This window comes from Antarcticibacterium flavum, assembly GCF_006159205.1.
Lineage (GTDB): Bacteria > Bacteroidota > Bacteroidia > Flavobacteriales > Flavobacteriaceae > Gillisia > Gillisia flava.
In genome coordinates this window covers 3,237,280-3,263,730 of sequence record NZ_CP040812.1, presented here as the reverse complement: position 1 = coordinate 3,263,730, position 26,451 = coordinate 3,237,280, and the positions used below count along the sequence as shown (strand labels likewise).

General features: G+C 40.1%; 23 protein-coding genes and 1 pseudogene. 9 read left to right on the top strand and 15 right to left on the bottom strand.

Features of this window, described 5'->3' with window-relative positions:
- Nucleotides 1-58: 58 nt before the first annotated feature.
- From FHG64_RS14155 to FHG64_RS14135, 5 genes are read left to right on the top strand one after another with little or no spacing between them, the layout of a single operon-like run.
- Nucleotides 59-958, top strand: a complete 900-nt coding sequence (locus FHG64_RS14155) for a MerR family transcriptional regulator (protein WP_139067016.1) — start codon at nucleotides 59-61, stop codon at nucleotides 956-958.
- Nucleotides 955-2,421, top strand: coding sequence for a phytoene desaturase family protein (locus FHG64_RS14150; RefSeq protein WP_139067015.1), 1,467 nt, complete (start codon nucleotides 955-957; stop codon nucleotides 2,419-2,421). The genes FHG64_RS14155 and FHG64_RS14150 overlap by 4 nt, the downstream gene beginning before the upstream one ends.
- A complete protein-coding gene (locus FHG64_RS14145) occupies nucleotides 2,418-3,257 on the top strand; it encodes a phytoene/squalene synthase family protein (protein WP_139067014.1) in 840 nt (279 codons plus the stop codon). The genes FHG64_RS14150 and FHG64_RS14145 overlap by 4 nt, the downstream gene beginning before the upstream one ends.
- Complete coding sequence (locus FHG64_RS14140; RefSeq protein WP_139067013.1) at nucleotides 3,257-3,706, top strand: sterol desaturase family protein; 450 nt, start codon at nucleotides 3,257-3,259, stop codon at nucleotides 3,704-3,706. The genes FHG64_RS14145 and FHG64_RS14140 overlap by 1 nt, the downstream gene beginning before the upstream one ends.
- A gap of 21 nt (nucleotides 3,707-3,727) precedes the next feature.
- Nucleotides 3,728-4,864: a lycopene cyclase family protein gene (locus FHG64_RS14135; protein WP_139067012.1), complete on the top strand. Its 1,137-nt coding sequence runs from the start codon at nucleotides 3,728-3,730 to the stop codon at nucleotides 4,862-4,864.
- A 23-nt stretch (nucleotides 4,865-4,887) separates the two neighbouring features.
- Here the strand turns inward: FHG64_RS14135 and FHG64_RS14130 are convergent, their stop codons facing one another.
- Entirely contained in the window at nucleotides 4,888-5,445 is a 558-nt protein-coding gene (locus tag FHG64_RS14130) for a TlpA family protein disulfide reductase (RefSeq protein WP_139067011.1), read from the bottom strand.
- A 60-nt stretch (nucleotides 5,446-5,505) separates the two neighbouring features.
- Nucleotides 5,506-6,261 (bottom strand): XRE family transcriptional regulator, encoded by a 756-nt coding sequence (locus FHG64_RS14125; protein ID WP_139067010.1) that lies wholly within the window; start codon nucleotides 6,259-6,261, stop codon nucleotides 5,506-5,508.
- 211 nt (nucleotides 6,262-6,472) lie between these two features.
- On the opposite strand from FHG64_RS14125, the gene FHG64_RS14120 reads away from it, so the two are divergent.
- The gene (locus FHG64_RS14120; protein WP_139067009.1) at nucleotides 6,473-6,913 is read left to right on the top strand and encodes a hypothetical protein; all 441 of its coding nucleotides are present in this window, start codon (nucleotides 6,473-6,475) and stop codon (nucleotides 6,911-6,913) included.
- An 81-nt stretch (nucleotides 6,914-6,994) separates the two neighbouring features.
- Here FHG64_RS14120 and FHG64_RS14115 read toward each other — a convergent pair whose 3' ends face one another.
- The 4 genes from FHG64_RS14115 to FHG64_RS14100 form a co-directional block, all read right to left on the bottom strand.
- Nucleotides 6,995-9,265: an aconitate hydratase gene (locus FHG64_RS14115; protein WP_139067008.1), complete on the bottom strand. Its 2,271-nt coding sequence runs from the start codon at nucleotides 9,263-9,265 to the stop codon at nucleotides 6,995-6,997.
- 564 nt (nucleotides 9,266-9,829) lie between these two features.
- On the bottom strand, nucleotides 9,830-10,783 hold the full coding sequence (locus FHG64_RS14110; RefSeq protein ID WP_139067007.1) for an AAA family ATPase: 954 nt from the start codon (nucleotides 10,781-10,783) through the stop codon (nucleotides 9,830-9,832).
- A gap of 9 nt (nucleotides 10,784-10,792) precedes the next feature.
- Nucleotides 10,793-12,226 carry a peptidylprolyl isomerase gene (locus FHG64_RS14105; RefSeq protein ID WP_317133569.1) on the bottom strand — a complete coding sequence of 478 codons (1,434 nt, stop codon included), beginning with the start codon at nucleotides 12,224-12,226 and terminating at the stop codon, nucleotides 10,793-10,795.
- Nucleotides 12,210-13,073, bottom strand: a complete 864-nt coding sequence (locus tag FHG64_RS14100) for a peptidyl-prolyl cis-trans isomerase (protein WP_139067005.1) — start codon at nucleotides 13,071-13,073, stop codon at nucleotides 12,210-12,212. Before FHG64_RS14100 ends, FHG64_RS14105 begins: the two co-directional genes overlap by 17 nt.
- A 182-nt stretch (nucleotides 13,074-13,255) precedes the next feature.
- On the opposite strand from FHG64_RS14100, the gene FHG64_RS14095 reads away from it, so the two are divergent.
- The 3 genes from FHG64_RS14095 to FHG64_RS14085 all read left to right on the top strand — a co-directional run bounded on the left by FHG64_RS14095 (nucleotide 13,256) and on the right by FHG64_RS14085 (nucleotide 14,519).
- Entirely contained in the window at nucleotides 13,256-13,720 is a 465-nt protein-coding gene (locus FHG64_RS14095) for an SRPBCC family protein (RefSeq protein ID WP_139067004.1), read from the top strand.
- Nucleotides 13,704-13,949: a hypothetical protein gene (locus FHG64_RS14090; protein WP_139067983.1), complete on the top strand. Its 246-nt coding sequence runs from the start codon at nucleotides 13,704-13,706 to the stop codon at nucleotides 13,947-13,949. Before FHG64_RS14095 ends, FHG64_RS14090 begins: the two co-directional genes overlap by 17 nt.
- A gap of 63 nt (nucleotides 13,950-14,012) precedes the next feature.
- Nucleotides 14,013-14,519 carry an OmpH family outer membrane protein gene (locus tag FHG64_RS14085; protein WP_139067003.1) on the top strand — a complete coding sequence of 169 codons (507 nt, stop codon included), beginning with the start codon at nucleotides 14,013-14,015 and terminating at the stop codon, nucleotides 14,517-14,519.
- A gap of 67 nt (nucleotides 14,520-14,586) precedes the next feature.
- Here the strand turns inward: FHG64_RS14085 and guaB are convergent, their stop codons facing one another.
- The 9 genes and pseudogenes from guaB to FHG64_RS14045 form a co-directional block, all read right to left on the bottom strand.
- Nucleotides 14,587-16,059, bottom strand: coding sequence for an IMP dehydrogenase (guaB, locus tag FHG64_RS14080; protein ID WP_139067002.1), 1,473 nt, complete (start codon nucleotides 16,057-16,059; stop codon nucleotides 14,587-14,589).
- Nucleotides 16,060-16,379: 320 nt separating this feature from the next.
- Complete coding sequence (locus tag FHG64_RS20060) at nucleotides 16,380-16,769, bottom strand: TOBE domain-containing protein (protein WP_407921027.1); 390 nt, start codon at nucleotides 16,767-16,769, stop codon at nucleotides 16,380-16,382.
- Nucleotides 16,770-16,796: 27 nt separating this feature from the next.
- Nucleotides 16,797-17,276: pseudogene (locus tag FHG64_RS20055) on the bottom strand (ABC transporter ATP-binding protein); the annotation flags it as partial.
- Between the two features lie 105 nt (nucleotides 17,277-17,381).
- Entirely contained in the window at nucleotides 17,382-19,043 is a 1,662-nt protein-coding gene (locus FHG64_RS14070) for an ABC transporter permease (protein WP_139067982.1), read from the bottom strand.
- Nucleotides 19,024-20,064 carry a Fe(3+) ABC transporter substrate-binding protein gene (locus FHG64_RS14065; protein WP_139067000.1) on the bottom strand — a complete coding sequence of 347 codons (1,041 nt, stop codon included), beginning with the start codon at nucleotides 20,062-20,064 and terminating at the stop codon, nucleotides 19,024-19,026. Before FHG64_RS14065 ends, FHG64_RS14070 begins: the two co-directional genes overlap by 20 nt.
- Nucleotides 20,065-20,200: 136 nt before the next feature.
- Nucleotides 20,201-22,666, bottom strand: coding sequence for a TonB-dependent receptor domain-containing protein (locus FHG64_RS14060; protein WP_139066999.1), 2,466 nt, complete (start codon nucleotides 22,664-22,666; stop codon nucleotides 20,201-20,203).
- Entirely contained in the window at nucleotides 22,644-24,005 is a 1,362-nt protein-coding gene (locus FHG64_RS14055; protein ID WP_139066998.1) for an HTTM domain-containing protein, read from the bottom strand. The genes FHG64_RS14060 and FHG64_RS14055 overlap by 23 nt, the downstream gene beginning before the upstream one ends.
- A gap of 15 nt (nucleotides 24,006-24,020) precedes the next feature.
- A complete protein-coding gene (locus tag FHG64_RS14050; protein WP_139066997.1) occupies nucleotides 24,021-25,142 on the bottom strand; it encodes an imelysin family protein in 1,122 nt (373 codons plus the stop codon).
- Between the two features lie 95 nt (nucleotides 25,143-25,237).
- Complete coding sequence (locus FHG64_RS14045; protein ID WP_139066996.1) at nucleotides 25,238-26,449, bottom strand: DUF4856 domain-containing protein; 1,212 nt, start codon at nucleotides 26,447-26,449, stop codon at nucleotides 25,238-25,240.
- Nucleotides 26,450-26,451: the final 2 nt, after the last annotated feature.

Here is a 26,451-nt window from a genome sequence, read left to right as displayed (position 1 = left end):
AACTTACCTTGAACCAACCTTAATAATGTTTAGATTTGTTTATTCTTTTTAAAAGGCTATGGAACATATAAAGCAAAATTTTAGTATTAAAGACCTTGAACATCTTAGTGGTATCAAGGCGCATACAATTCGCATCTGGGAAAAGCGATACAACATCCTTACCCCAGACAGGACCGATACTAATATACGTACATATGATATTAGGAATCTTCAAAAGATACTTAATGTCACTTTTCTTAATGAACATGGCTATAAGATATCACGAATTGCAAAACTTTCAGATGAAGAGATAACCAACATGGTAAAGAGCGTGGCAGCAACAGCCAGTAGGGAAAACCGCGCTATCAATTCGTTTAAAATTGCGATGATCAATTTTGATCAACAGTTATTTAACAAAACCTATTCAGGATTAAAAGATAGTAGATCCTTCAGGCAAATCTTTCACGAGATCTTTCTTCCCCTTCTCGATGAGATAGGTCTTTTATGGCAAACAGATACAATTAACCCGGTACATGAACATTTCCTAGTAGGACTTATAAAGCAAAAGTTGTATCTTAATATTGCCCAACTGGAAGATGAAGCGAATTATAAGGAAGATGAGGCCCTCTATGTTTTGTTTCTCCCCGAAAACGAGATCCATGACCTTGGACTATTGTTCCTTAATTATGAACTCAACTACAGCGGAAGAAAAACAATATACCTGGGGCCAAGCATGCCCATTAAGGATATGAAATATTTGTTGGAAATTCATCCCAACCCTAAGTTTATAAGCTACCTCACAATTGCCCCAAAGGACCTTCAGGAATTCATAACAGAATTTGAAACAGAATTATGCCAGAAAGAAAAGATAGAACTTAAGCTTTTTGGTGCCAGGATACAGACTCTTGACCCCATGAAGCAGCCACAAAATGTTACCATTTATAAATCTATTACTGAATTTACTACAGGTCTGGAATGAAATACAGGGTGAGTATTATAGGATCGGGGTTTGCTTCTCTTGCTGCTGCCTGTTATCTCTCAAAGGATGGCTATAAGGTAACCGTCTTTGAGAAGAATGATACTATTGGCGGGAGAGCAAGACAGCTCAAAAAGGATGGGTTCACTTTTGACATGGGTCCTTCCTGGTACTGGATGCCAGATGTTTTTGAGCGGTTTTTTAATGATTTTGGCCATTCCACAAAAGATTATTACAGGCTTGACAAATTGAAACCTGCGTATAAAGTCCTGTTTGGTCCTAATGAAAGCATCACCATTGAAGATACCCTGGAAAAAATAAAAAAGGCTTTTGAGCAGGAAGAACCGGGTAGTGCAGTGAAGCTTCAAAAATTTATAGACAATGCCCAGAGTAATTATGATATAGCTATCAAGGACCTGGTCTACAGGCCCGGAATCTCTCCACTGGAACTTGTAACTCCCGCCACCATTAAAAAAATAGGACAATTCTTTAGTACCATTTCACGGGATGTACGTAAAGAATTCAGCAATAAAAAGCTTATCCAAATTCTGGAATTCCCGGTCTTATTCCTTGGAGCAAAGCCCAGTGACACTCCTTCCTTCTACAGTTTTATGAATTATGCCGATTTTGGACTTGGAACCTGGCATCCTATAGGTGGAATGTATAAGGTCATTGAAGGAATGGAAGCCCTCGCCCTTTCGCTGGGCGTGGAATTCAAGACCAAAGCAACAGTCTCCGGGATCAATGTCACCGGTCAAGCGGTTACTTCTATTAATGTGAATGACCGGGAGATTGAAACAGACATTGTATTAAGCGGCGCAGATTATCATCACAGTGAGACCTTGTTGGAACCCAGGCTGCGTCAATACTCTCCTGAATATTGGGAAAAGAAAACCTTTGCCCCCTCCTCTTTATTGTTCTACGTGGGTTTCAATAAAAAACTCGCCAATATAGAACATCACAATCTCTTTTTTGACGTGGATTTTGAAGCTCATGCAAAAGAGATCTACGATGAGCCGGCCTGGCCAAAGGAGCCACTGTTCTATGCCAATTTCACTTCTGTGACTGATGAGGGAACAGCACCTGAGAATTGTGAGAACGGATTTTTCCTTATACCTATTGCTCCCGGCCTTAAGGATACGGAGGAACTAAGGGAAGCATATTTTGAGAAGATCATGACACGTTTTGAAAAGCTAACAGGTCAGGAAGTGCGCAGCAGCATTCTTTTCAAGGAGTCCTTTTGTGTAAAAGATTTTATCAAAGATTATAACAGTTATAAAGGCAATGCCTATGGCATGGCCAACACTTTACTTCAAACTGCATTTTTAAGGCCAAAATTAAGGAGCAGCAAAGTAAAGGGTTTGTTTTTCACAGGACAGCTCACGGTTCCGGGACCGGGCGTACCCCCCTCTTTAATTTCCGGAAAATTAGTAGCTGGTTTAATCCAAAAAGAATATTCAATATGAAATCCCTCTTTGACAAGGTTTCGGGGAACTGCAGCAAAGCAGTAACAAATGCTTACAGCACATCATTTTCCCTGGCAACCAAAATGCTTGCTCCCTCTATAAGACAGGACATTTACAACATCTATGGTTTTGTACGTCTTGCAGATGAGATCGTTGATTCCTTTCACGATTATGACAAAGAAACCCTGCTTGATGAATTTTCATTAAATTTGCATAAGGCCATTGATGTTAAAATAAGCCTTAACCCTATATTGAATGCATTCCAGGAAACAGTTCACAGGTATGGAATTGAAGCTGAACTTTACAATGCTTTTTTGAAAAGTATGAGACAGGACCTTCATAAATCTACATACCTAACCGCAAAGGAATACGAGGAGTACATTTATGGAAGTGCAGATGTGGTTGGGCTTATGTGCTTAAAGGTTTTTGTAAAGGGAGACCGCCAGCAATATGAAGACCTAAAAGAAAGTGCTATGAGGCTTGGATCTGCATTTCAAAAGGTAAACTTTCTTAGGGATCTAAAAGCCGACCTGGAGGACCTGAGCCGAAGTTATTTCCCAGATACCAATTTGCATTCGCTGGACGAGCTAAGTAAAGAAAAAATTATCCATGAGATTGAAGAGGATTTTGCAGCAGGATTAATGGGAATAACAAAATTGCCCGTAGAAGCAAAATTCGGGGTTTATACAGCCTATGTATACTATAGTAAATTGCTTAAGAAATTAAAAAAGGTTCCTTCTTTGGAAATAAAGAACAGGCGTATAAGTGTTCCCAATTATGAAAAAGCCGGGTTGCTTGCAAAATCATATATCTCATATAGATTAAACATATTATAATGGACGTACTACTTTGGATTGGAGTATTCATACTCACTTTTTTGATGATGGAAGGAATGGCGTGGTTCACCCATAAATATATAATGCATGGTTTCCTATGGAAGCTACATAAGGATCACCACAGGAAGGACCACGATAGCTGGTGGGAAAGAAATGATCTTTTCTTTGTTTTTTATGCCCTGGTGAGTATAGGGTTTTTCCTATTATGGCGCTATGAGGATATATGGTATGCCTTGCCTATTGGCGCGGGAATACTCGCTTATGGGATTGCATATTTCACTGTTCATGATATTTTTATCCACCAGCGGTTCAAGATCTTTAGAAATGCAAATAATAGATATGCCAAAGGCGTACGTCGTGCTCATAAAATGCACCACAAACATTTGGGGAAGGAAGACGGGGAATGTTTCGGGATGCTTTGGGTACCTATGAAATACTTCAAAAAATAAATTTGCCTATCTTGGCTTTCTATGCCAAAACACTTTGATTACATAATTATAGGAGGAGGTTTGGCCGGACTTCAGCTTGCCCTGGAAATGGGCAGGGATAGGTTCTTTGAGCAGCGCTCCATTGCGATAATAGATCCAGAACCCAAGAATACCAATGATAAGACGTGGTGTTTTTGGGAACAGGGAGAAACGCAGTGGGATGATTTGATCACAAAGAAATGGGACGCAGGCCTGTTTTATTCAGCTAATGAAAAACTCCAGCTGGACCTTGAGCCTTACAGCTACAAGATGCTGCGATCCCTGGACTTTTACGAACACGTACGTTCTAAGCTTAGCCACTCCCCTTATATACACTTCATTCAGGACGAAATAAAGGAAATCGATAAAGCATCCACAGTTGCCTACGGAGCTACTGAGGCATACAGCACGCTGCATATCTTCGATAGCCGTTTACCTTCTGATTATTTAGAAGACCCCGGTTCAAATACAATCTTTCAGCATTTCAAAGGATGGATGGTTGAGACGACTACTCCTGTTTTCGACCCTTCAGTATTTACGATGATGGATTTCAGGATCAAATTTAAAGATAGCACGAGCTTCACATATGTACTTCCACTTTCCCCAACTAAGGCCCTGGTGGAATTTACTTTCTTCACACCTTTTTTAACTGAAGATGCTATTTATGATGAACATCTCTCAAAGTATATGAAAGAAATACTTAAAACAGATGATTACAGCATAACAGAAACTGAAAAAGGGATTATCCCTATGACAGATTACGATTTCCATAAGCACAGCAGCCCAAAAATAACCAAAATTGGCACTGCCGGCTCCTGGGTGAAAGGATCAACAGGATATTCCTTCAAGCATACCGAAAAAAAAGTTGCTCAAATAATCGAAAATATTAAACAGGGGAAAAATCCTGATGAGGGATTGATAATTCCCAGGTTTCGTAAATATGACGCGATCTTCCTCGATGTGCTCAAAAGGAATAATGAGATGGGAGAAAAGATCTTTACAAAATTTTACAGGAACAACTCCCCGCAGGAAATCTTTAAATACCTTGATGAAGAGACAACATTTAAGGAAGAATTAAAGATCATGTTCTCCCTGTTCCATCCCCAATTCCTCGTTTCGTTCTTCAGGAAAATATTTTAGATAATAGGTAGTATTCTCTTTTACTATTGCAGCAAGGCATCCAGGGTATTGCGCACGCTTTCACTATTCCAGTCTGCCGCTCCAACTTTTTGGATCACTATATTTCCGTTTTTATCCAAAAGAAAGGTTGTAGGGAGGGTTTTTCCATTAAGAGGTTGTGGTGGCTCACTTAGTGGGCGGTATGCAGGTAAGGTATAATTCTTCCGGTTAAGGAAACCTCTTACGGTCTCATGGTCTTCACTGGACACAAAGAGAAAGGTTACCTTGTCCTGGTAATCTTCATAAAGTTCCTGGAAACTGGGCATTTCGGCGATACAGGGAGGACACCAGGTAGCCCAAAAATTAATAAGGACTACTTCTCCTTCAAAACTCGAGAACTCTGTCCTGTCACGGTTATTCTTCTCCAGTACCCATTCATAACTTGCTATAGTTTTCCTATCTTCTTCAGAAGTTATTGAGGGACTAAAAGAAAGAAGTTTATTGGCGAAAATCTGGATTGGTTTTCGAATCCCGGGAATGATCATGGCTAGGATTATCACTGCAATAAGAATGTTTGACCATTGGTTTTTAAAGAGTTTCATACTCTAAAAATTTTCCGGTAAAGGAAAGAAATTAATGCAAATTCTCCTAGAAGAACTGCCTTATTTCCTGATGTTGTTTAATTTTTTATTAATAGTGTATAGTTCTTTTTTAAGATACTCAATTGATTCCTCGAGGGTCTGTATTTTACCTTTTGAAGTCATTTGGTGATGTGGAATAAGGACATTACTAATTTTCCCGCGCACCATGTAAATTTCCTTGATCTCCTTGTAATTACATTTAATAACCTCATTATCTTCGGGGTTATCATTTTCGAAGGCGAAAAGATTCTCTGCATCCTGCTTAATGAGACGCTTTACCAGCACCGATTCATTTGTGACCAATACCACTACAGAGCCACTGAGGATCAAATCCCAATTATTGTGTTTTTGACAAATAAGAACATCTCCCGGCAAAACTGTTGGCACCATACTTTCTCCTTCGGCTTCAAAGAGAAGATGGCCTTGGGTAGGATTATATCCTGGAATCCTGTACCATTCATAATCTTCGTAATCTAAATCTTTTGAAGAATTCTTTACAAAGCCAGCATGGGCCTTTACTTTTATATATGGAACAAATCCCTGGGAAGGGGAAATCCTAATAAGATGTTTATCACCTTTGAGGATAAAATCTGTAGTAACTTCATAAAGATTACTTAACCCAACTATATGCTCTGCTACGATTCCATTTTGAGAATTTTCGATAAGGGAATAAGCTGCCTGGGAAATGAAAAGATTTTCAGCTACGAATTGCTGAGAAAATTTATTTTTTTTCCGCAGATCTTTTAATCTGGCTCCTATTTCGACTCTTCTACTCATTTGTTAATAAAAGATTAAAGGTTTCATAAAGATTTGTTGTTGCCTCTACAGCAAAGGTCGCGCATTAAATTAATTCGATGCGTCTTTATAATTACTAATAGTAAAACCACTGGTACCACTGATGTGAAAAGTTAATATATTGTTAATGAATTTTGAAATTTTAATTTATTTGTAACAGACATTAAATTTATTTCCAATTTATCTGTGAATTATGTTTTCAATTAGATCCTATTACCAAATCCTCGACCTGCAGACATCGAATGTAAATCTATTAGATTTATACACTCAACTTATTGATAAACAATTACTCAAAGAAAAAGAAACCATTAAAATCATTTCTAAAAAAATAGAAATTCGCGAGAAAATTAAGCACGAATTAGACACCTGCCTGGAAGATAATTTTATTTCGAAAAGGGCCAGGTTAATTTCAACAATTTGCAGTTATACATTTCCTTTCCTGATGGAAACTAAATACACGGTCCTGAGATTTTCCAGGATAAATAAATGGGAATTAACCCTGGATCTTGAGGTGAAAAATATTAGAAATTATTATAAAATCTTGTTTGATCAAACGCACTCGCGAGGTGTAACAAATCTATTATTGGACCAAAAGAGAAGGGTAGAAACTGCTTTAATTGAAACCAGAAGTTGAATTCATACCCAATAGGAAAATATACAGATAAAAAAACTCCCGCAATCGGCGGGAGTTTTTATTTATTAATTATAACTTATACTACGCAGCAGCATTTTCCTTTTTAATTAGGTTTAATGCAGACCCGTGCTTGTACCATTCGATTTGCGGCAGGTTATAGGTGTGATTTGCCTTGATTACATCCTTGCTACCATCGGCATGCACAACCTCAATTGTAAGTGGCCTGTCTGGAGCAAAATCCTCAAGATCAATAAAGTTAAAGGTGTCATCTTCCTGGATTAGGTCATAATCATCCTCATTTTGGAAGGTGATCCCTAACATTCCCTGTTTTTTAAGGTTGGTCTCGTGAATACGTGCAAAGGATTTTACCAGCACCACTTTGACACCCAGGTGACGCGGCTCCATAGCTGCATGCTCCCTGGAAGAACCCTCACCATAATTATGATCTCCCACTACCACAGTTGGGATTCCTGCAGCCTTATAAGACCGCTGCACTACCGGTACCCCATCATATTCACCCGTGATCTGGTTCTTTACATAATTGGTTTTTTTATTGAAAGCATTAATTGCCCCAATAAGCATATTATTGGATATATTGTCCAGATGCCCGCGGAACCTTAACCAGGGCCCTGCCATAGAGATATGGTCTGTTGTACATTTTCCAAAAGCCTTGATCAATAGTTTCGCTCCTGTAAGATTTTTACCATCCCATGGTTCGAAAGGCTCCAGCAATTGAAGACGTTCACTATCTGTAGCCACTTTGACTTCTACGTGGCTTCCATCCTCAGACGGTGCTACATAGCCCGGGTCTTCCACATCAAACCCTTTTGGAGGCAATTCAATTCCTGTTGGTTCATCCAGCATTACTTCCTCTCCATCTTCATTGAGAAGCTTATCGCGTGTAGGATCAAAATCAAGCCTTCCGGAAATTGCGATTGCAGCAACCATCTCTGGTGAACCTACAAATGCGTGGGTGTTTGGATTCCCATCAGCTCTTTTAGAGAAGTTCCTGTTAAAGGAATGAACAATGGTATTCTTCTCATCTCCCTTGCGGTCACTCCTGTCCCATTGGCCAATACAGGGCCCACAGGCATTCGTAAATATCGTAGCATCCAGGTCCTCAAAAATTTGAAGAAGCCCGTCGCGCTCTGCAGTAAAACGAATTGTTTCAGATCCCGGATTAATCCCGAAGTCAGATTTTGCTTTTACTCTCTTGTCTACTGCCTGCTTGGCAATAGAAGCAGCCCTTGTAAGATCTTCATAGGAAGAGTTTGTACAGGAACCTATCAAGCCCCAGTCAACATTTATTGGCCAGTCATTTTCCTTTGCCTTGGCTCCCATTTCTGAAATAGGAGTGGCAAGATCTGGAGTGAAAGGTCCGTTGAGGTGAGGCTTAAGCTCAGAAAGGTTTATTTCAATTAATTCATCAAAATACTGCTCTGGATTGGCATATACTTCATCATCACCAGTAAGGTGCTCCCTTACTTCATTTGCTGCCTCGGCAACATCGGCTCTGTTGGTAGCACGAAGATAACGCTCCATGGAATCATCATAACCAAAAGTAGATGTGGTCGCACCAACCTCTGCTCCCATGTTACATATGGTACCTTTTCCTGTAGCCGACATGGATCTTGCACCTTCACCAAAATATTCTATAATTGCCCCTGTTCCTCCTTTTACGGTAAGGATACCGGCAACCTTTAAAATTACATCCTTAGGAGCAGTCCATCCCGATAATTTACCTGTCAATTTTACTCCAATAAGCTTTGGGAATTTTAGTTCCCATGGCATCCCGGCCATAACGTCTACAGCATCTGCCCCACCTACACCAATAGCAACCATTCCAAGACCACCTGCATTTACGGTATGAGAATCTGTACCAATCATCATTCCTCCAGGGAATGCGTAATTTTCCAATACCACCTGGTGAATAATCCCCGCACCCGGCCTCCAGAATCCAATTCCATATTTATTGGACACAGATTCCAGAAAGTCAAAAACTTCACTACTTGATTTATTGGCGGCCTGTAGATCTATGGCAGCACCCATTTTTGCCTGTATAAGGTGATCACAATGAACAGTGGTTGGAACAGCAACAGTTTTTTTCCCTGCCTGCATGAATTGCAAAAGAGCCATTTGTGCAGTTGCATCCTGGCAGGCAATCCTGTCTGGTGCAAATTCCACATAATCTTTCCCACGGGTGAAGCCCTTTGTGGCATTCCCATCCCACAAATGAGAATAAAGAATTTTTTCTGAAAGCGTTAAAGGCTTACCAACAACTTCACGTGCTTTATTCACACGCTCTGCCATAGTACTGTAAACCTTCCTGATCATATCAATATCGTATGCCATTGTCTAATTTTTTAATGTTCTAAAAAAGTCTTGCAAAATTACGAATTTTCACCCGATTTTAAAAATTACAACCTAATCTGGTCATTTAATGAATAAAATTTAATAATTAGCAAAAATGCAGGCTATAAATTAAATAAACAGCAAAATAATATCCTGAAAATAAGAATTTAGCAGTACCTGCCAGAGAGAAGGGAAATTTCCTGGGTGCCATAAGAGCCGGTTAACAGGTATTTTTAAAATTGCCAGGAATATCTTTCAATCAAAAGAATTATTGTATTGTGAAAGAGTCTGGACCGCATCCGCTGCCAGAATATAGAAACTGGAATAAAATCGACGTCAATGGAAAACAGCACCTTTTCCAATTCTAAAAAATGCGTATTCTTCTAAACTATCCAGGATTCAAAACAAACCCCTGGTTGAAATTGAAATGGTCTCTACCTATATATAGCGAGGCTACCGAACATCCACATATCTTTAGTCGAACACCAATGAATCAAAAAAGAGAAGTTCCCGAAAAATTACATACCCTCTGAAAAGAAATCTCACGAAAAGATATATACAAGCTTAAAAAAGGGAAGTGATTATCTTTTCTTCTGAAACACCTTCAGCCTCAGCTTTATAATTCTTGATCACCCTATGTCGCAGGATCCCAATCGCGACTGCCTGTATATCTTCAATATCTGGAGAGAATTTACCATTGACCACAGCATGTGCCTTGGCGGCAAGGACGAGATTTTGAGAAGCCCGGGGTCCTGCCCCCCAGTCTACATAATTTTTAACAAGATTTGGAGCCGTTTTGCCTTGCGGCCGGGTCTTTCCCACCAGGGTAACAGCATATTCCACCACGTTATCGGCCACCGGCACCCGTCGTATCAATTGCTGGATTTCTATGATCTCTTCAGCAGTAAAAAGGGGAGAAATATCAACTTTAATATTAGAGGTGGTATTCTTTACAACATTTACTTCCTCATTAAAAGAGGGATATTCGAGATGTATTGCAAACATAAACCTGTCCAGCTGCGCTTCAGGCAATGGATAAGTTCCTTCCTGCTCTATGGGGTTTTGGGTAGCAAGCACAAAATAAGGTAAACTTAGCTTATAATGATTTCCTGCTACGGTTACCGCCCTTTCCTGCATGGCTTCCAGTAAGGCAGCTTGTGTTTTGGGAGGGGTTCTATTGATCTCATCTGCCAGGATGATATTCGAAAAGACGGGGCCTTTTATAAATTTAAAGTGCCTGTTCTCGTCAAGGATCTCAGATCCTAAAATATCACTCGGCATAAGATCTGGTGTAAACTGGATCCTTTTAAAGTCCAGTCCCAGAGCTTTGGCGATAGTATTGACCATTAAGGTCTTGGCCAGGCCAGGTACTCCTATTAGCAATGCATGGCCACCTGCAAAAACAGAGAGGAGGATCTGGTTTACCACGTCCTCCTGCCCTACTATTACTTTGGAGATCTCCTGCCGAAGCTTTTTATGCTTATCTACCAGGTTTTCTACTGCGGCAACATCACTCATATCATTTAATTATTTTTTCAACCAGTTATGTGCATACTCACAATTACGGAACTTTCCATTAACTTTTATATATGTATCTGCAATTTTTTCTTTGCGCCATTTAGTTATCTCATTTAACTGCTTTTGCTGTAAGGCCAGTTCCTGGATCTTCATATAGTCCTGTGCAAACTCTGCCCTGTGTTCCGGAAAACGTTTGTTTACTGTTATTACCTTGAAGAACACCCTGCCTGTACGATCCTGGTCTGTTAAGATAAGAGAAACTTCGCCTTCTTTCAAGTTTACCACCTGGTCATATATTTCAGGATCAATTTTGGTTAATTCAAACCTTGTATCCCCGGTAGTGGGATTTATAAGCCTTCCACTATTTGCTGCCGTTTCTTCTTCTTCAGAATATTTTTTTGCTGCCTGGGCAAAGGTTAACTCTTTATCCACTATCTGGTTTCTTATGCTATCCAGTTTTTTTCTTGCCCGTTCTGTTGTTGCCTGTGTAACATCTGGAATTAAAAGAATATGTCTTATCTCCAGGTTTTGACCCACAACCTTATCTAACATAATAATATGAAAGCCAAATTGTGATTCAAAAGGTTCACTTATTTCCCCTTCCTGGAGGCTAAAGGCAGTATCCTTAAAATCCTTGTCAAGTGGATCTTTCCTGCTTATAAGCATTTTACCACCATTCCTGCTGGAACCGGGATCCTGGGAATACATGATCGCCTTTGTATTAAAACTGGCACCATTGTCCAGCACATCTTCACGCATTTCATAAAGACGGGCCATGATCTTTTGTTTCTCACTTTGCGGGATCTCGGGTTTGATCACGATTTGAGCAACCTCCACCTCATCTCCAAAAATAGGACGTTCATCTTCAGGAATAGAGTTGAAATATTCTCTCACCTCGTCTGGAGTGACCTCTACATCACCAATGATCTTTTCCTGCATCCTGTTGGAAAGCTCTCGCTGCCGGTTAATTTCCAGAAGTTCCTGCCTGAATTCTGTCTCAGATTCCCTTTTATAGAAATCCAGTACTTTTTCTATAGAACCTACCTGGCCAACCATCTGGCTTATTTGCTGGTCTACATAATTACTCAATTCAGCTTCAGAAACCACGATACTATCCTGGATAGCATGGTGAGCATACAATTTGTTCTCCAATAGGTTCCCTGCCAGCTGACAATCTGTAACATCTGCAGTTGATACCCCCTGGCTTTTTAGGTCCTGGTAAAGCATATCAATATCACTGTCAAGGATCACGTATTGCCCTACCACGGCCGCGATCCCGTCAACCTTGTATCTTCCTGGATTATCCTGTGCAGTCCTAAGTTCTGCAATGGCTTCCTGTGGTTGGATCGCAGTACTGTCTGTAACAATGACCTCCTGCGCTATTGCCCGGTTTCCTATCGCTACAAATAAAAATGCGGCGAAACCGTTAATTATAAATTTCAAATTTGTTCTTTTCAATTGCATCTCGTGTTATATCTTTTTCAAGTTCCTTAACCAAACCTGCCTTTCTTTTATTCAGCAGGATCTGTTTTATTGTTGATGTTGCATATTCCAGGGGTGCCTGGTCATTCCTTAGCAAAACATCGTTTACATATACCAAATATACTTCTAATGAATCTTCAAGCTGAAGAAAGTTAGCCTTTTTTAATAATTGAGCTTTGTTTGAATCATTCAACGGGCCTATTTTATTGTAGACAGATTTGGAACTTACCCAAACCGAATCATTAAAGGAATACCCTTTGAATTGAAGTGAGATCTTATCAAGTTCTTCTTTGTCCTTTTCATTATAGCGTACAAACATGCGCTTTATATCCTGAAAATCGAGTGTATTTTTATCAACACTTATATACCTCAACTTTACCAAATCCTCGTTCAACCTAAAGCTTTCCTGGTGATCCTCATAATAGGTCTCGATCTCTCCCTGGCTTAAAGAAGTATCAAGCTGCTTGGCTACAAGAGCATCTGCATAGGCCTTGGTATATAATTCATTCTTATAATTCCTTACCAGTTCTTCAAATTCGTCCTGCTGTCTCTGGCTTAAATTATATTTTGCCCTGTCGATCAATAACTGCTGGGTGGCCCAGCGGGTAATGAAATTGGTCACTATAAGTATACTGTCTTCTTTGGAAATACTCTCATCCACCAAAGCCTGAATGTCATCCTTGTACAGGTAAGAATCATTAACCCTGGCCAGCACTTCCCTTTCTTCACTCTTCTCGAAATAGCTACATGAAGTGGTACCAAAACCAAAGACAAGGGCAACTAAAATTCCAACTGTTAATTTCTTCATTAATTACCACAAGATTTAAGCCTGTTCTCCACGCCTTTCCTGAAATAAGACGGAATTGCCGCAAAAATAAGAATTCTACCGGCGTAAACAAGACTATACGTCAAACGATTTCAAATTCAATAAATTATAATAAAATTATAAAATCTTGAATTACTTTAGTGGTAAACAAAAATGGCACCAAGATGAAGTTTTCCAAACAAATAATTATCGACCTCCCAAGAGAGGAGGTCTTTAAAAAGGTGGAAGACCCTACCAATTTTAAACATTGGCAAAAGGGATTTATTTCTTACAGGCATTTAAGTGGGAAACCAGGCCAGGAAGGCTCGAGGGCAAAGCTTAAATATAAAATGGGAAAAAGGGAAATAAGCATGATCGAAACCATTATTAAAAGAGCAGTCCCGGGAAAACTGCATGTGAGTTATGAAGCTACGGGGGTTTTCAATATTCAGAAAAATTATTTTCAGGAGGAAGAGAAAACAAGAACCTTGTGGATTGCCGATTATGAATTTAAATTCTCGGGTTTCATGAAATTAATGGGGTTCTTCATGCCGGGAGCTTTTAAAAAACAGAGTTTAACTTATATGAAAGATTTTAAAAATTTTGCTGAAAATGGCAACAGAGTAAATGAATATGGAAAGACAAATTAAGCTTATATGGGACTTTAGAGGGCCCACTTCACAGAAGACCGCAGCACATCACGAAATTCACCTGCGGGAATTTATTAAGAACAATGACATTAAGGAATATACAATAACAGGGATGGAAGAACTTCACGAAATGCATTCGCTAGCCTATTGGGTAATCCCCGAGTCCAGAATCCCAGTTTATCGCGATGTTCTTAAACCCCACAGGGCTAGTGTGTATACAGCAGAATAATTTTAATTTTTTAAGGATTTATTTAAATGGCTCTTATATATTTGCTCAAAATCAAATTTTATCATGAAAAAATATTTGTTATTACTAGCCGTACTTTTAACCGGCTTTTTTGCACAGGCACAAACCAAGGTAGGAACCATTGATGCAGAGTTCATACTGGGACAATTGCCTGAAATATCTACCGTAGAGGAAGGACTTAAAGTTTATAATACAGATTTGCAGGGAGAATTACAGAGTACCATAAAGAAGTACGAGGACCTGGTAGCCGATTACCAGGCCACTACAGAATCTATGACAGAAGAGGACCGCAATAAAAAGGAGAATGAAATCATAAGTCTTGAAAATGATATAAAGAACTTCAGGCAAAAAGCTTCTGTTCTCTTACAAATGAGAAGGAATGAACTTACCAAACCCTTATATGAAAAAATAGACGGTGCAATGAAAGAGGTGATCAGGGAACAGAAATATACGCAGATCATCAATGCCAGCGCCAATGCACTAGCATATGCAGACCCTGCACATGATATTACAGATGCGGTATTGGAAAAATTGGGAATTACGGCAGAATAAGGATTAATTCTTCCTTATGAAAAAAGGCTGCCTTCCGGCAGCCTTTTTTATTATAACTTCTTTTGTATTACCTGCTATAATTAGGAGATTCTTTTGTGATAGTAACATCGTGGGGATGACTTTCGTGAATCCCGCTTGAGGTAATCTTTATGAATTTACCTGTTTCTTTTAAAGTGGCAATATCCTTTGCCCCACAGTAACCCATTCCTGCACGCAGGCCACCAACGAATTGATGGATACTTTCCTCCAGGTCACCTTTATAAGGCACCCTTCCTACAATACCTTCTGGAACCAGTTTCTTGATATCATCCTCCACATCCTGGAAATACCTGTCCTTCGAGCCTTTGTTCATAGCTTCAACAGATCCCATTCCACGGTAGGATTTAAATTTTCTTCCCTCGTATATAATAGTTTCTCCAGGAGATTCCTTTGTTCCTGCCAGCAAAGAGCCAAGCATAACACAATCTGCCCCGGCAGCTATAGCCTTAGGAATATCACCTGTGTAGCGAATACCACCATCGGCAATTACAGGAACCCCACTACCTTTAATAGCAGCAGCTACTTCAAGTACGGCTGAGAATTGCGGGAAACCTACTCCTGCTACAACTCTGGTAGTACAAATAGACCCGGGGCCAATTCCAACCTTAACAGCATCTGCCCCGGCTTCAACCAGGTATTTGGCAGCTTCAGCCGTGGCAATATTTCCAACCACTACTTCAAGATCGGGAAATTTCTTTTTTACTTCTTTTAATATAGTTACCACACCCCTGGTATGGCCATGAGCAGTGTCAATAATAACAGCATCTACTCCAGCATTTACCAATGCTTCGGTTCGTTGAACTGCATCTGGGGTAACCCCAATGGCAGCTGCCACCCTTAACCTTCCGAAGCTATCCTTATTGGCATTTGGCTTTTGAGTGAGTTTGGTTATATCACGAAAAGTGATCAATCCCACTAATTTTTTCTCATTATTAACTACCGGTAATTTCTCGATCTTGTTTTCCTGAAGAATAACCTCTGCCTGTTCCATCGAAGTCCCTTCTGCCACTGTTACAAGATTTTCAGAAGTCATCACCTCAGCAATAGGCCGGTTGTTATTTTTTTCAAATCTAAGATCCCTATTAGTAACTATTCCCAGCAATTTTCCCTCTTCATCAATTATAGGAATACCTCCAATGCTGTGCTCCCTCATATTTTCCTTTGCATCGCTCACTTTGGCGGTAATAGGTAAGGTGACGGGGTCTATGATCATACCACTCTCTGCCCGTTTAACTTTGCGCACTTTTAAGGCCTGCTGTTCGGTGGTCATATTCTTGTGAAGTACCCCGATACCTCCCTCGCGGGCGATAGCTATAGCCATACGGGACTCTGTCACCGTATCCATTGCAGCAGAGACAATAGGCACGTTGATCCTGATGTTTCGGGTAAATTGTGTCTGGATATTAACTTCCCTTGGTAGAACTTCAGAAAAAGCGGGAATTAAAAGTACATCATCATAGGTTAATCCTTCACCCACGATCTTGGATTCATGTGCAGTCATAGCAATTAAGATTTAATTGCGTGCAAATGTAATGATTTTTAATGCAAAAGCCGAATTTACTTTAAACCAAATATTTATGTGGGTGCTAATTCATTATTGTCCGGTTAAAGAGTCTGGACCGCTTGCGCTGCTAGAATATAGAACCTGGACTAAAATCTACGTCAATGGAAAACAGCGCTTTACCAAATTCTAAAAAGCATGAATTTTCCTAACTATTTTAGATTCAAAAACCACCCCCATGTGGAGTTTGACAAGACCTCAGCTTATATATAGCAAGCCTAAACGTAATTCACATTATGTTAATGGGACACCAATGGGTGCTAATTATTGAACTCAAGAACATCGCTGGAATTGAAACCAATCTTTATACGATCGGCCACATTACGGTCCTTGGTAAGTACCGCCAGTTGTTGACCGCTGTCCAACTTTAACAGCAGCTGGGTATCATTTCCAAGGAAAGTCCTTTTTAAAACCCTGGCATGAGTCACGTGCTCACACTCTTCATTAATAGCAAAATTCTCATTCCTGATGGCATGAGAACAGGCAGGGTTAAGCGGGCATTTAAATGCGGATTGCAACTCATGACTTAATTGGATCGTATTGCCAAACAAGGAAGCTACATAAATCGAATTGGGTTTGGTGTAAAGGTTGGCAGCTTCATCTTTCTGGATCAATTCCCCACCCTGGAGGATAAGGATCTCATCTGCCACTGCAAGGGCATCCTGGGTATCGTGGGTTACAAAAATTGCAGTTACTCCTGTTGTTTTTACGATCTCAAAGATCTCGTTGCGCAACTGCATCCTTAACATTGCATCCAGGTTGCTAAAGGGTTCATCAAGAATAAGAAGAGATGGGTTTGGGGCAAGTGCCCTGGCAAGAGCAACCCTTTGCTGCTGCCCTCCTGAAAGCTGATGGGGATAACGTTCTTTCATCCCTCCAAGGCCTACAAGCTCAAGAACCTCCTCTGCCCTTTGTTTTTTATTCTTTAGTTTGGAAATACCATACAGCACGTTCTTGAAAAGGGTCATATGTGGAAATAATGCATATTCCTGGAATACAAGCCCAACCTTTCTCTTCTCCGGGGTGACAAAATTCTTTAAAGAGGACACTTCCTCTCCATTTAATCGTATCACTCCCGCATCTGGGGTTTCCAGGCCGGCGATTAGTCTTACCAAAGTGGTCTTACCACTCCCGCTCTCCCCCACAAGGGCGCAAACATCACCCTTATTAAGGTGAAAAGATACATCCTTCAATGCATAACTTTTGCCTTTGTCAAAGCTTTTGGTAAGGGATTCGATCTCCAACATATACATTTTACCTATCTATTTAATAAGCTGCCTGTTCAAAAAAATTACCGGAATCATAACCGTGATTATTATGAATAATGACGGGATTGCAGATTCCATTACCATTTCGTCGCTGGCATATTCATATGCTTTCACCGCGAGGGTATTCACATGAAAAGGTTTAAGAATAAGGGTTAAAGGTAATTCTTTTAGAACATCAATGAAAACCAAAATAAAAGCACTGGCTATACCTGTTCTAATGAGTGGAAATTCTACCTTAAAAAAGGTCCTTAGATTCCCAACTCCCAACATCTTGGAAGAATCTGGAATTGCGTTGCTTACTTTTAGTGCAGTAGATTCTATTGGATTGTAAGCTACTGCAAGAAACCTCACCACATAAGCATATATAAGGGCAACCAGGGTACCGGTTAATATGAGCCCTATATTAAGGTTAAAAAGAAAATCCATCACTCCTATTAACCATTTATCTATTGAAATAGTGGGGATCATAATCCCTATTGCAATTACAGCACCCGGGATAGCATAACCCAATACTCCCAGTTTTGAAACATTTCGTACAAAAGATAACCTGCTCCATTTTGAGAAATATATAAGAGTGACCGCAAAAATTACCGTAATAAATGCAGTTAGAAAGGCAATCCCAAAACTTTGAAGAGATAGGGCAAGAAAGGAAATATCAAAAACCTTCCCGTAAGTAAGAGTTGCCCAATAGATTAATTGGGCCACCGGAATAAGGAATCCCAGTAATACGGGAATGAATACAACCAGGAATATAACAAGTTGTTTCCTGCTACTCACCTTTCTTCTGAATATACGGTCGTTGTTATTGCGGCTGCTGTTAAAACGAACGTGCCGGCGCTGAAATTTTTCCAGCAGGATAAGGCTAAAAACTATAACAATTAATAAGGCTGAAAGATACACTGCAGTTTCAGGCTCTTCCAGAGAAAACCACGACCTGAAGATCCCTGTTGTAAAGGTATTGACCCCGTAGTATTTGGCTGCCCCGTAATCATTCAACACCTCCATAAGTACCAGGATCAACCCGGCCACTATAGCCGGCCTTGCCATAGGAAGCATTAACCTGAAAAAAGTTTTCACCTGCCCCACTCCAAGCATTTCTGAAGCTTCCAGGAGACTATTCGCCTGGTTGAGAAAAAAGGCTCTGGAGCTTACATAAACATAAGGAAATAAAGAAACTCCCAGGACAAACGCCAGGCCCCACCTGTTCATTATATCCAGCCGAATAAATTCAAAACCCAGGCTTTGGAGTATCAACTGGAAGCTACCTCCATAATCAAAGACACCCGCATAGGCATAGGCTACAATATATCCTGGTATGGCCAGGGGCAGAATAAGCAGCCATTCCATTTGCTGCCTTAACGGAAATTCAAAACGGGCCACCAGCCAGGCTGAAGTTACCCCCAGAAGAAGGACCAGAGCGCCGCAAGCAAAAATGAGAAAGAAGGAATTCCCAATATAATCCAGGAGCAAGTTATCTACAATATGACCCCAGGTTTCCCCGGGGCCTGAAAACAGCTTTACCCCAATAGAAATAACAGGTAAAGCAATAAGGAAAAGAATGAATAATGTGAGAACCGCCCACTTATTGCTATCCCTTTTTAATCTCTTTAACCTGTATTTATAAGAAAATATGCTTTTACTTCCAGCCTGTTTCATCAAATATTAGAACGGCTTTTTTATTAAATTCTCCCAGTTTGGAAAGGTTGAGACTATCTTCCTTAAACTCTCCCCAGCTCTGTAATAGTTGAGCAGGCTGCACTTCTGTGTTTACAGGATACTCATAGTTGGAATTGGCAAAAACCTCCTGGGCTTCTTTGGAAACCAGGAATTCAATAAATCTTACCGCATTTTCTTTATTCGGTGCATAACGTGCAACTCCTGCTCCACTAACGTTTATATGAGTTCCTCTTCCTTCCTGATTTGGAAAGAAAACTTTTACAGCCTCACCTGCCTTTACTTCTTCAGGATCCTCAGAATTCAGTAAATTACCTATGTAATAGGTATTCACTATTGCAATATCTCCTTCTCCGGCAACAACAGCCTTTACCTGGTCACGATCATTTCCCTTAGGAGTTCTGGCCATATTCTCCACCAGACCTTTTGCCCATTCTCGCGCAGCTTCCTCTCCATTATTAACGATAATGGATGCAAAAAGGGATTGGTTATAAATATTTTCTGAAGAACGCACCAGGATCCTGTCGTTCCATTTGCTGGTAGCGAGATCTTCATAAGTAGAAAGCTCGGTGCTATCCACCCTTTCCGGAGCATAAACAATAATTCTTGCTCTTTTGGTAAGACCAAACCACTGGTTGTCCGGATCTTTAAGGTGAGAAGCTACTGTATTATTTAAAACCTCTGACTCCACTGCCTGCAACAATCCCTGGTCTTTTGCACGGGTAAGCCGTCCGGCATCAACAGTGATAAGAACATCGGCAGGAGACTGCTCTCCCTCGATATTCATTTTTTGGATAAGCTCATCGGCATTGGCATTGATAACATTGACTTTTATACCGGTAGTTTCCTCAAATTGACTAAACAATTCTTGATCGGCTGCATAATGCCTGTGGGTATAGACATTTACCTCCCCGGGAGAATCGCTCGAAGCTTCTGTTTTCTTTTCGTTTTTACAACTTGTGAACACCGCGATGGCTGCTAAGGCCAGTAAAAATTTTCTCATTTTTATTTATTTTTCGAGTTAGCAAATATAATTATTTAGACTTGGTTTAAATTAAAATTCTGGGAAGATTTACTTCCTTTCATATCCTGGCATCCCAGGTAACATCCCACTCTGTCTTACGTGTTTCGAAATAAATTTATAGTTTAATCTGCAGGGTGGCGTACCATGTAATTGGTTGGGCCGGGATGATCCCTGGGCCGGGATAACCCGTTGCCCTTCTTGTGAAATATGTTTCATTTAAAAGATTGTTCACTCCACTTTCAAGCTTATAGCGTCCCAATGAATAGGACAGGGAAAGATCAAGGATTCCATAAGCCGGGATGGCACCTTCGATTCCTCGCTGGGAATCATTTATATCCTGTAGCGCATTGGTGGCATCTGAAAATTGCCTTGAAAGATAAGTGTACTGCAGCCTTCCAAGAAAATTCCTGTACCCAAAATTGGTTCCGGTCTTTAAATTCCAGGTGGGAATAAACTCTACTTTATTACCTTCTACATTGGTTTGCTCAGAGCGAATATATTCTGAATCTGTGAGAGCGGAGTTGATGAAAATACCCGCAATAAAATCATTGGCCGCCGGGAAAAAGGTTGTTTGCAAGTTCCAGTCGGCAAACGTTTCGATTCCATAGATAAAAGCATCTCCAATATTCCCGCGAAACCTTACCAGCCTCCCCGTTTCAACCTCTTCCCCCTGTGCATTTGTCCTAACCTCTGTCTTTAATATTTCTCCAATGCGATCATTGTATTTAAGGGCGAACAATCCTGCATCAAAATTGATATAATTTCCCAACCTACCCCGAACCCCAATATCTGCAGTATACCCGGTTTCGTCAGAGATATTTGGGTCAACCTGAAAAACAGGATTCACCACCCGAATATCATTAAATGTAACTGAGCGGTAGTTTTCTGAGAAATTGGCATAAATTTCAGAATTATTGGAAATTTTATAAGCAGTGCCAACTCCCAATAAAATAAAGCTCCGTTCCAAATCCCGGTTATCTGTGAGAGTTTCATTCTGCAGCACATTCCCGGCGAGATCAAGAAATATATTTTTATAGGTACCTTCACTTTGAGTATCGATATATTCAATCCTTACACCTGGAGTAACAGAAAATTTATCGGTGAAATTGAAGATATTTTCACCAAAAAAGGCGAGATTCCTGTTAGGAAATTGAAAATCTGACTGGCGGGAATAATTCGGGAATTCGTTGGTAGCAAACGAAAAATCTGGACCTGCACCTGCACTTCCGGGCCCCTGGCGCTGGAAATTCTTTGCCTGGTAATATTTTGACCCAACTAATAACACAGACTCCTTGAAAAATTTATACCTGGTAAGAATCCGGGCTTCAGCACCCCAATAATTAAAATCATCTGATAGTAGTTCCCTCGGCGACTCAAGATCATCAGGCTGCGAAACCCTGTTTTCTCTGTAACCTACAGCCTTACGTGAAGCATCCAGCCCAAAAAGGTTTAAACTTACTTCGGTTTTTGATGATAAATTATGCTCCAGCTTGAGGGCATATAGATTCCAGTTTACATCAAACCAATTCCTTTCCCGGTTACTATAGGAAGGATCTCTGTAGAATTGCGCATCTGTTAACCCACCCGGCTGTTGAGCGAGATAATCCAATAGGGTGTATTCAAAGGATATCTTAGTATTCTCTGCAAGCTGGTAGCCAAGATGGGCAAAGGCGTTATAAGATTTATATTCAGAATTTGGACGGAAGCCCTCACCTTTCTTATAATTAAAGTAAGTGTAGTAACTGAATTTGCCAACCGTACCGCTTAGACTGTTAAAACTGGTAAAAAGGTTGTAAGAACCCGTAGATTGACGGGAAACAAGTTCAATCTTTTTATAAGAAGGTTTTTTGAACTTAAAGTTAATGAGGCCCCCAAATTGTGTTCCGTATTGAAGGGAAGCCGCCCCTCTTACCACTTGTATTTCACTCAATGCCTCAGCCGGAGGGGTGTAATAACTTTCGGGGTAGCCCAGGACATCTGCTGAGATATCGTAGTCATTTTGCCGGGTATTGAAGTTTTGAGTACGATTTGGATCCAATCCTCTTCCACCAATATTGAGCTGTAAACCAGCATCGCCATTATCATAAATATTAAGCCCAACAATCTGGCTATATATTTGCCTGGCATTATTTGTTGCAAGATTGGCCGTGAGTTCATCTATAAGCACTACTTCACTTTTTTTTCCCGCATATATGGCTGTTCCTTCCACCTGCCGTAAACTTCTAAGGGCGAACAGCTTCTTTCTGCGTTGGGTAAGAACCACTTCTGAAAGAATTTCAGAAAGTGGCATTAATTCAAATAACATAACTCCTTTCCCGGGAACATCTACGGTACTTTCTATTATCTCATGTTGAAAACTAAAAATAGTTAACTCATATTTTCCTGCCTCTAGTTCAACGAATTGAAAGTCCCCATTATTATCTGTAACGACCAGTTTTCCTGTAGTGCGATTATAAACCTCAGCTTCTGCCACCGGAAGCCCATTTTCAGCAGACACTACTTTTCCTCTTAGAGTCTCCTGGGCATTAATAGTTCCAAGAGTAAATAAAAACAGTAAACTAAATGCCTTTGATAGTGTCATGGAAGGGGAGTATAAAGGTTTTTGGTCTAAATGAGTCTTTGTGTTCAAGAAGGTTTATTTGAGGATCAATGTACGGCACACTTCTCCTGCCGTTAAGGGCAACGTAATTTTCCACGTATATCTCAATATTTTCATGACCGTCCTTTGCAAAATGCCTGGCCAGGAAGTGGGCATATTCCAGCATAAAATCTGGTTGTGTAGCCATTTGTTTTTCCTGAAACGGACTTAGAAAATCTGAATTATCAACATAGAACCAGGAACCGGTTTTTCCATCAAGGACCTTAAATTGCGCGTAACCGGACTTTTCCATAAGCATCACCCTCCAGGAAAAGCGAAAACCTTCTTCTGTCCAGAACAACTCTCCCGGGTACAGTAAGTATCTCCAGGGAAAAAGAAGCTGAATTAAGAAGAACAGGCTAAGAACACCCAGTAATAATTTCCTATTTATTGGTTCAAAGTACTTTTCCAGGCCATTATCAAAGTGAGATTTAGATATTCTACATAGAGCAGATATTTTTTTAAGGATCTTATGGTGAAGGCCGGCATCAAAGAATATAAGAGCACTTACTATCATAATGTATGGGAACATTCCAATAGGAAACAGGATCCTTGTTACAAGGTGAAACACTACTACAAGTATAAATCCAAACCACCTGGTTTTCCTGGACAATAAAAGAAAAGGTATTGCCAGGTCATACAGCATCCCGGACCAGCTAAAGAAATAATGGGTCCACTCCTGTTGCAGTAAATCGCCCAAAAGTGGAAGATCATATTTTGAAGGTAACCATATCTTTAAAGGCATAGCCTTTAACAACCAGTCTGAATTTATTTTGGCAAGGCCGGCATAAAAATATACAATCCCAATCAACAATTTAATACTGTCAATACACCAGGCAGGGATCCTTTGGAAGGCACTGGATGGTTTTTTCCAGGCATCAATAGAATAATAAGCATTGGCCGGTAAAAAGATGAGGAGAAAACTAAGGATACTTATAAAGTAATAATGATTAAGATACGTAGTCTTATCCATTAATTCTATGTAAGTAAAGCTCAGAAAAAAAACTATGACCGCCAGACGGTATTTATAACCTACAGCTACAAGTAAAGCTGAGATCCCAGAAATTATAAAAATGAGATAAGTCCATTCTCCCAGGGGCCTCACCCATTCAAAACCATAATAGGAAAAAAAGAAGGAAGGGGCGATATAAAGCTTTTCAATCCATCCAAGCATCGCAAACCGTAAAATGCTTATGAACATCATAACACCAAAAAAAATACGAAAAACCGCCAAGGGGGCGGCTTCCGTATTTTTATTTAGATATGCTGATAATTTTTGCATTTCTATTTTTGGGATCTAGTCTCCATCCGTATCAACATAGTCTACGCTTATGGACAATGCCTGTAACATATCCACTTTCAACAATACCACATTTTTTTGAAGGGCATCAAAAGCCTCCAACATAACGGTGTTATTTGATTGAACCTGTTCAAGGAAATTATTGTTGAGATCATTTGCCTGCTCTTCAATAGCATCGAACTGGGTATTGATAAGGCTGCTAAGATCTGTGGAATTCTTGACGGTATTAAGGTGATCCAGGTATTGTTTATAGCTAGGACCTGTTACATTACTGCCAAAATGCTTTCCATTGAAGAAATTCTTTACTGTTTCCACCGCCTTGAGATAAAGATCTTTTGACAGATCCTGTGAATACAGCGCTTCTACATTTTGAGGCACAGGATTCCCAGTAAAAGCTCCTGCAGGGATACCAATTTTTCCGGTCCTAAGATGTTTCTCGTAGTACATAACGTAATTGTTAGTAAAACGATCGACAGAACCTGTAGTAGATGATCCCGTATTACTTACGAAATCATCCCTGTAAGATCCCTGCCAGTGTACTAAAACATCCTGAGTGAGTTTATTGATCCTGGAAGAAACGGCCTGCAGATACTCGCCATAGTTTGAAGCATCTGTATGAATGCTATAGTATTCTATGATATCAGCATCCTGCTCAGCTACACCGTTCAGCAAAAAATCTAAAGCGGGAAACCCCTGTTCATCGTAAGAAGATGGCAATTCAAGGTTGTAGCTTCCACTTTCAATTTTGCTCTTAACTGTTGCCACATCCACCGGATAAGTGTTAAGAAACATCCTGTAATTAACAGTTTCTGCCATTCCCACGCCAAAAGGCGCAACAGTCTGGAACTGTATATAAGCCTCCTCAAAGGAATTTCTTAATTGTGCCAGGGAAGCTTCTGAAGGATCCTGAACAAATGCCTCCGTTTCGGCTTCCAAATCTTCAGTATATAAAGCGAAATTTTGGAAGGAAGGCACAATGATATTATCTGCCCAGTTTTCCAGGAGTGCACCGCGGTCAAAGTTATTTCCGTTTTCTTCCCTCTCCCCGTCATCTGAGGTACAGGAAACCAGCATTAAAGCTACAAGGACTAAGCTGAAAAATTGGTTATAATTTGTCATAATTTTTAATTTAAATGAAGCTGTTTAAATTGTGACTTTCTTAATCTCATTAGGAACTACAGAAAGAATTTAAACAGCTTCTTATAAGCATATTCTTACTCAGCTGCCTCTGCAACTGTAAAATTAAATGGTGCAGCTATTGCTTCTGAAAGAGCATCCAGCGTCAAAGGAGTTACATCCCAAAACCCGTCGCCTGCCATTAAAGTCTCAAGTATATCATCTACTTCAGATTTCGATAGGTATGGTGAGTTGGTATCTGGATTATGGGTAAATCTTAAGCTGTAAATAAAACCATATCCTTCTGAAAGGTCATGAAAAGCAGTTCCCATTTTTCCTTCTTCAAGAGCTCTTTTTCCAGCTTGTAAATAATACACTGCACGAATCCCTATCACTTTTGAAATGTTCTCCCGTATAATATCGATTTGCTCGTCTCTCACATCATATTCCCCTGCAACTATTGCGGCACGACCTAACTTAAAAGCATCGAAGGTTTCTTCAGCAATACCAGCAAAATCGGGATCTGAATTTACGCGTCCAAGGTACTTAAATAGCAATGGATCACTGTTACTTGTAAGGGCAGAATTAGGATTCGTTGAAGGTACAGATGGATGCCCGTACACATACCCGTAAGCCTCATCCCATTTGTGCTCCATGGTTGTATAACTCTTGCCGTCCTCAGTCAACCCATCATTATTTTTTTGAACATTATCTCCCGCATCAAGAACAGAGGAAGCCAGATAGTGGTTTAATACCTGATCTGCCACCAAAGCACCAATAAGTCCTTTGGCGAAAGCCTGATCCCATTCTAAACCTTGGGGATTAACGTACCGTACGCTGGAGCCATCTGCGATTTGTCCTGCAACACCACGGGCAGCAACTTCATTTTCATTTGGAAAAACTTCATTGATCTGGGCGGTGATATAACCTTCAAAGTCATTTTTACTCGCCACACTTTCTACAGTGTTTGTAGAAAAATAAAGATCTGAAGCCGCCACTTTACTCTTAATACTTTTATCTGAAGTGTTTAGATCCTCTGAAGAAAAGGGATTATTGGTATTTGAGAACATATTGGAAAGACTTTCCTCTGTAGCGTTGTTAAAGTCTTTAAAGGAAGATGCAAGTACAGAGGTCATTTCAAGCCTTGTGGTTTGTCCATCAAAATGAACAGATGAATTACCATCCCTTTCAAAGGTATAGTTTGCAGGTACATCTATGATTTTTTCGTTTTCAATAATGGTGTCATCATTTGATGAACAAGAGGCTAAAGTCAATCCTCCCAATACTGCTGCGAACAGAACTCTTTTCATTT

Bases quoted from the DNA above. Each gene is read 5' to 3' on its own strand.
- FHG64_RS14155 (WP_139067016.1), top strand. From the start codon at position 59: ATGGAACATATAAAGCAAAATTTTAGTATTAAAGACCTTGAACATCTT.
- FHG64_RS14150 (WP_139067015.1), top strand. From the start codon at position 955: ATGAAATACAGGGTGAGTATTATAGGATCGGGGTTTGCTTCTCTTGCT.
- FHG64_RS14145 (WP_139067014.1), top strand. From the start codon at position 2,418: ATGAAATCCCTCTTTGACAAGGTTTCGGGGAACTGCAGCAAAGCAGTA.
- FHG64_RS14140 (WP_139067013.1), top strand. From the start codon at position 3,257: ATGGACGTACTACTTTGGATTGGAGTATTCATACTCACTTTTTTGATG.
- FHG64_RS14135 (WP_139067012.1), top strand. From the start codon at position 3,728: ATGCCAAAACACTTTGATTACATAATTATAGGAGGAGGTTTGGCCGGA.
- FHG64_RS14130 (WP_139067011.1), bottom strand. From the start codon at position 5,445: ATGAAACTCTTTAAAAACCAATGGTCAAACATTCTTATTGCAGTGATA.
- FHG64_RS14125 (WP_139067010.1), bottom strand. From the start codon at position 6,261: ATGAGTAGAAGAGTCGAAATAGGAGCCAGATTAAAAGATCTGCGGAAA.
- FHG64_RS14120 (WP_139067009.1), top strand. From the start codon at position 6,473: ATGTTTTCAATTAGATCCTATTACCAAATCCTCGACCTGCAGACATCG.
- FHG64_RS14115 (WP_139067008.1), bottom strand. From the start codon at position 9,265: ATGGCATACGATATTGATATGATCAGGAAGGTTTACAGTACTATGGCA.
- FHG64_RS14110 (WP_139067007.1), bottom strand. From the start codon at position 10,783: ATGAGTGATGTTGCCGCAGTAGAAAACCTGGTAGATAAGCATAAAAAG.
- FHG64_RS14100 (WP_139067005.1), bottom strand. From the start codon at position 13,073: ATGAAGAAATTAACAGTTGGAATTTTAGTTGCCCTTGTCTTTGGTTTT.
- FHG64_RS14095 (WP_139067004.1), top strand. From the start codon at position 13,256: ATGAAGTTTTCCAAACAAATAATTATCGACCTCCCAAGAGAGGAGGTC.
- FHG64_RS14090 (WP_139067983.1), top strand. From the start codon at position 13,704: ATGGAAAGACAAATTAAGCTTATATGGGACTTTAGAGGGCCCACTTCA.
- FHG64_RS14085 (WP_139067003.1), top strand. From the start codon at position 14,013: ATGAAAAAATATTTGTTATTACTAGCCGTACTTTTAACCGGCTTTTTT.
- guaB (WP_139067002.1), bottom strand. From the start codon at position 16,059: ATGACTGCACATGAATCCAAGATCGTGGGTGAAGGATTAACCTATGAT.
- FHG64_RS14070 (WP_139067982.1), bottom strand. From the start codon at position 19,043: ATGAAACAGGCTGGAAGTAAAAGCATATTTTCTTATAAATACAGGTTA.
- FHG64_RS14065 (WP_139067000.1), bottom strand. From the start codon at position 20,064: ATGAGAAAATTTTTACTGGCCTTAGCAGCCATCGCGGTGTTCACAAGT.
- FHG64_RS14060 (WP_139066999.1), bottom strand. From the start codon at position 22,666: ATGACACTATCAAAGGCATTTAGTTTACTGTTTTTATTTACTCTTGGA.
- FHG64_RS14055 (WP_139066998.1), bottom strand. From the start codon at position 24,005: ATGCAAAAATTATCAGCATATCTAAATAAAAATACGGAAGCCGCCCCC.
- FHG64_RS14050 (WP_139066997.1), bottom strand. From the start codon at position 25,142: ATGACAAATTATAACCAATTTTTCAGCTTAGTCCTTGTAGCTTTAATG.
- FHG64_RS14045 (WP_139066996.1), bottom strand. From the start codon at position 26,449: ATGAAAAGAGTTCTGTTCGCAGCAGTATTGGGAGGATTGACTTTAGCC.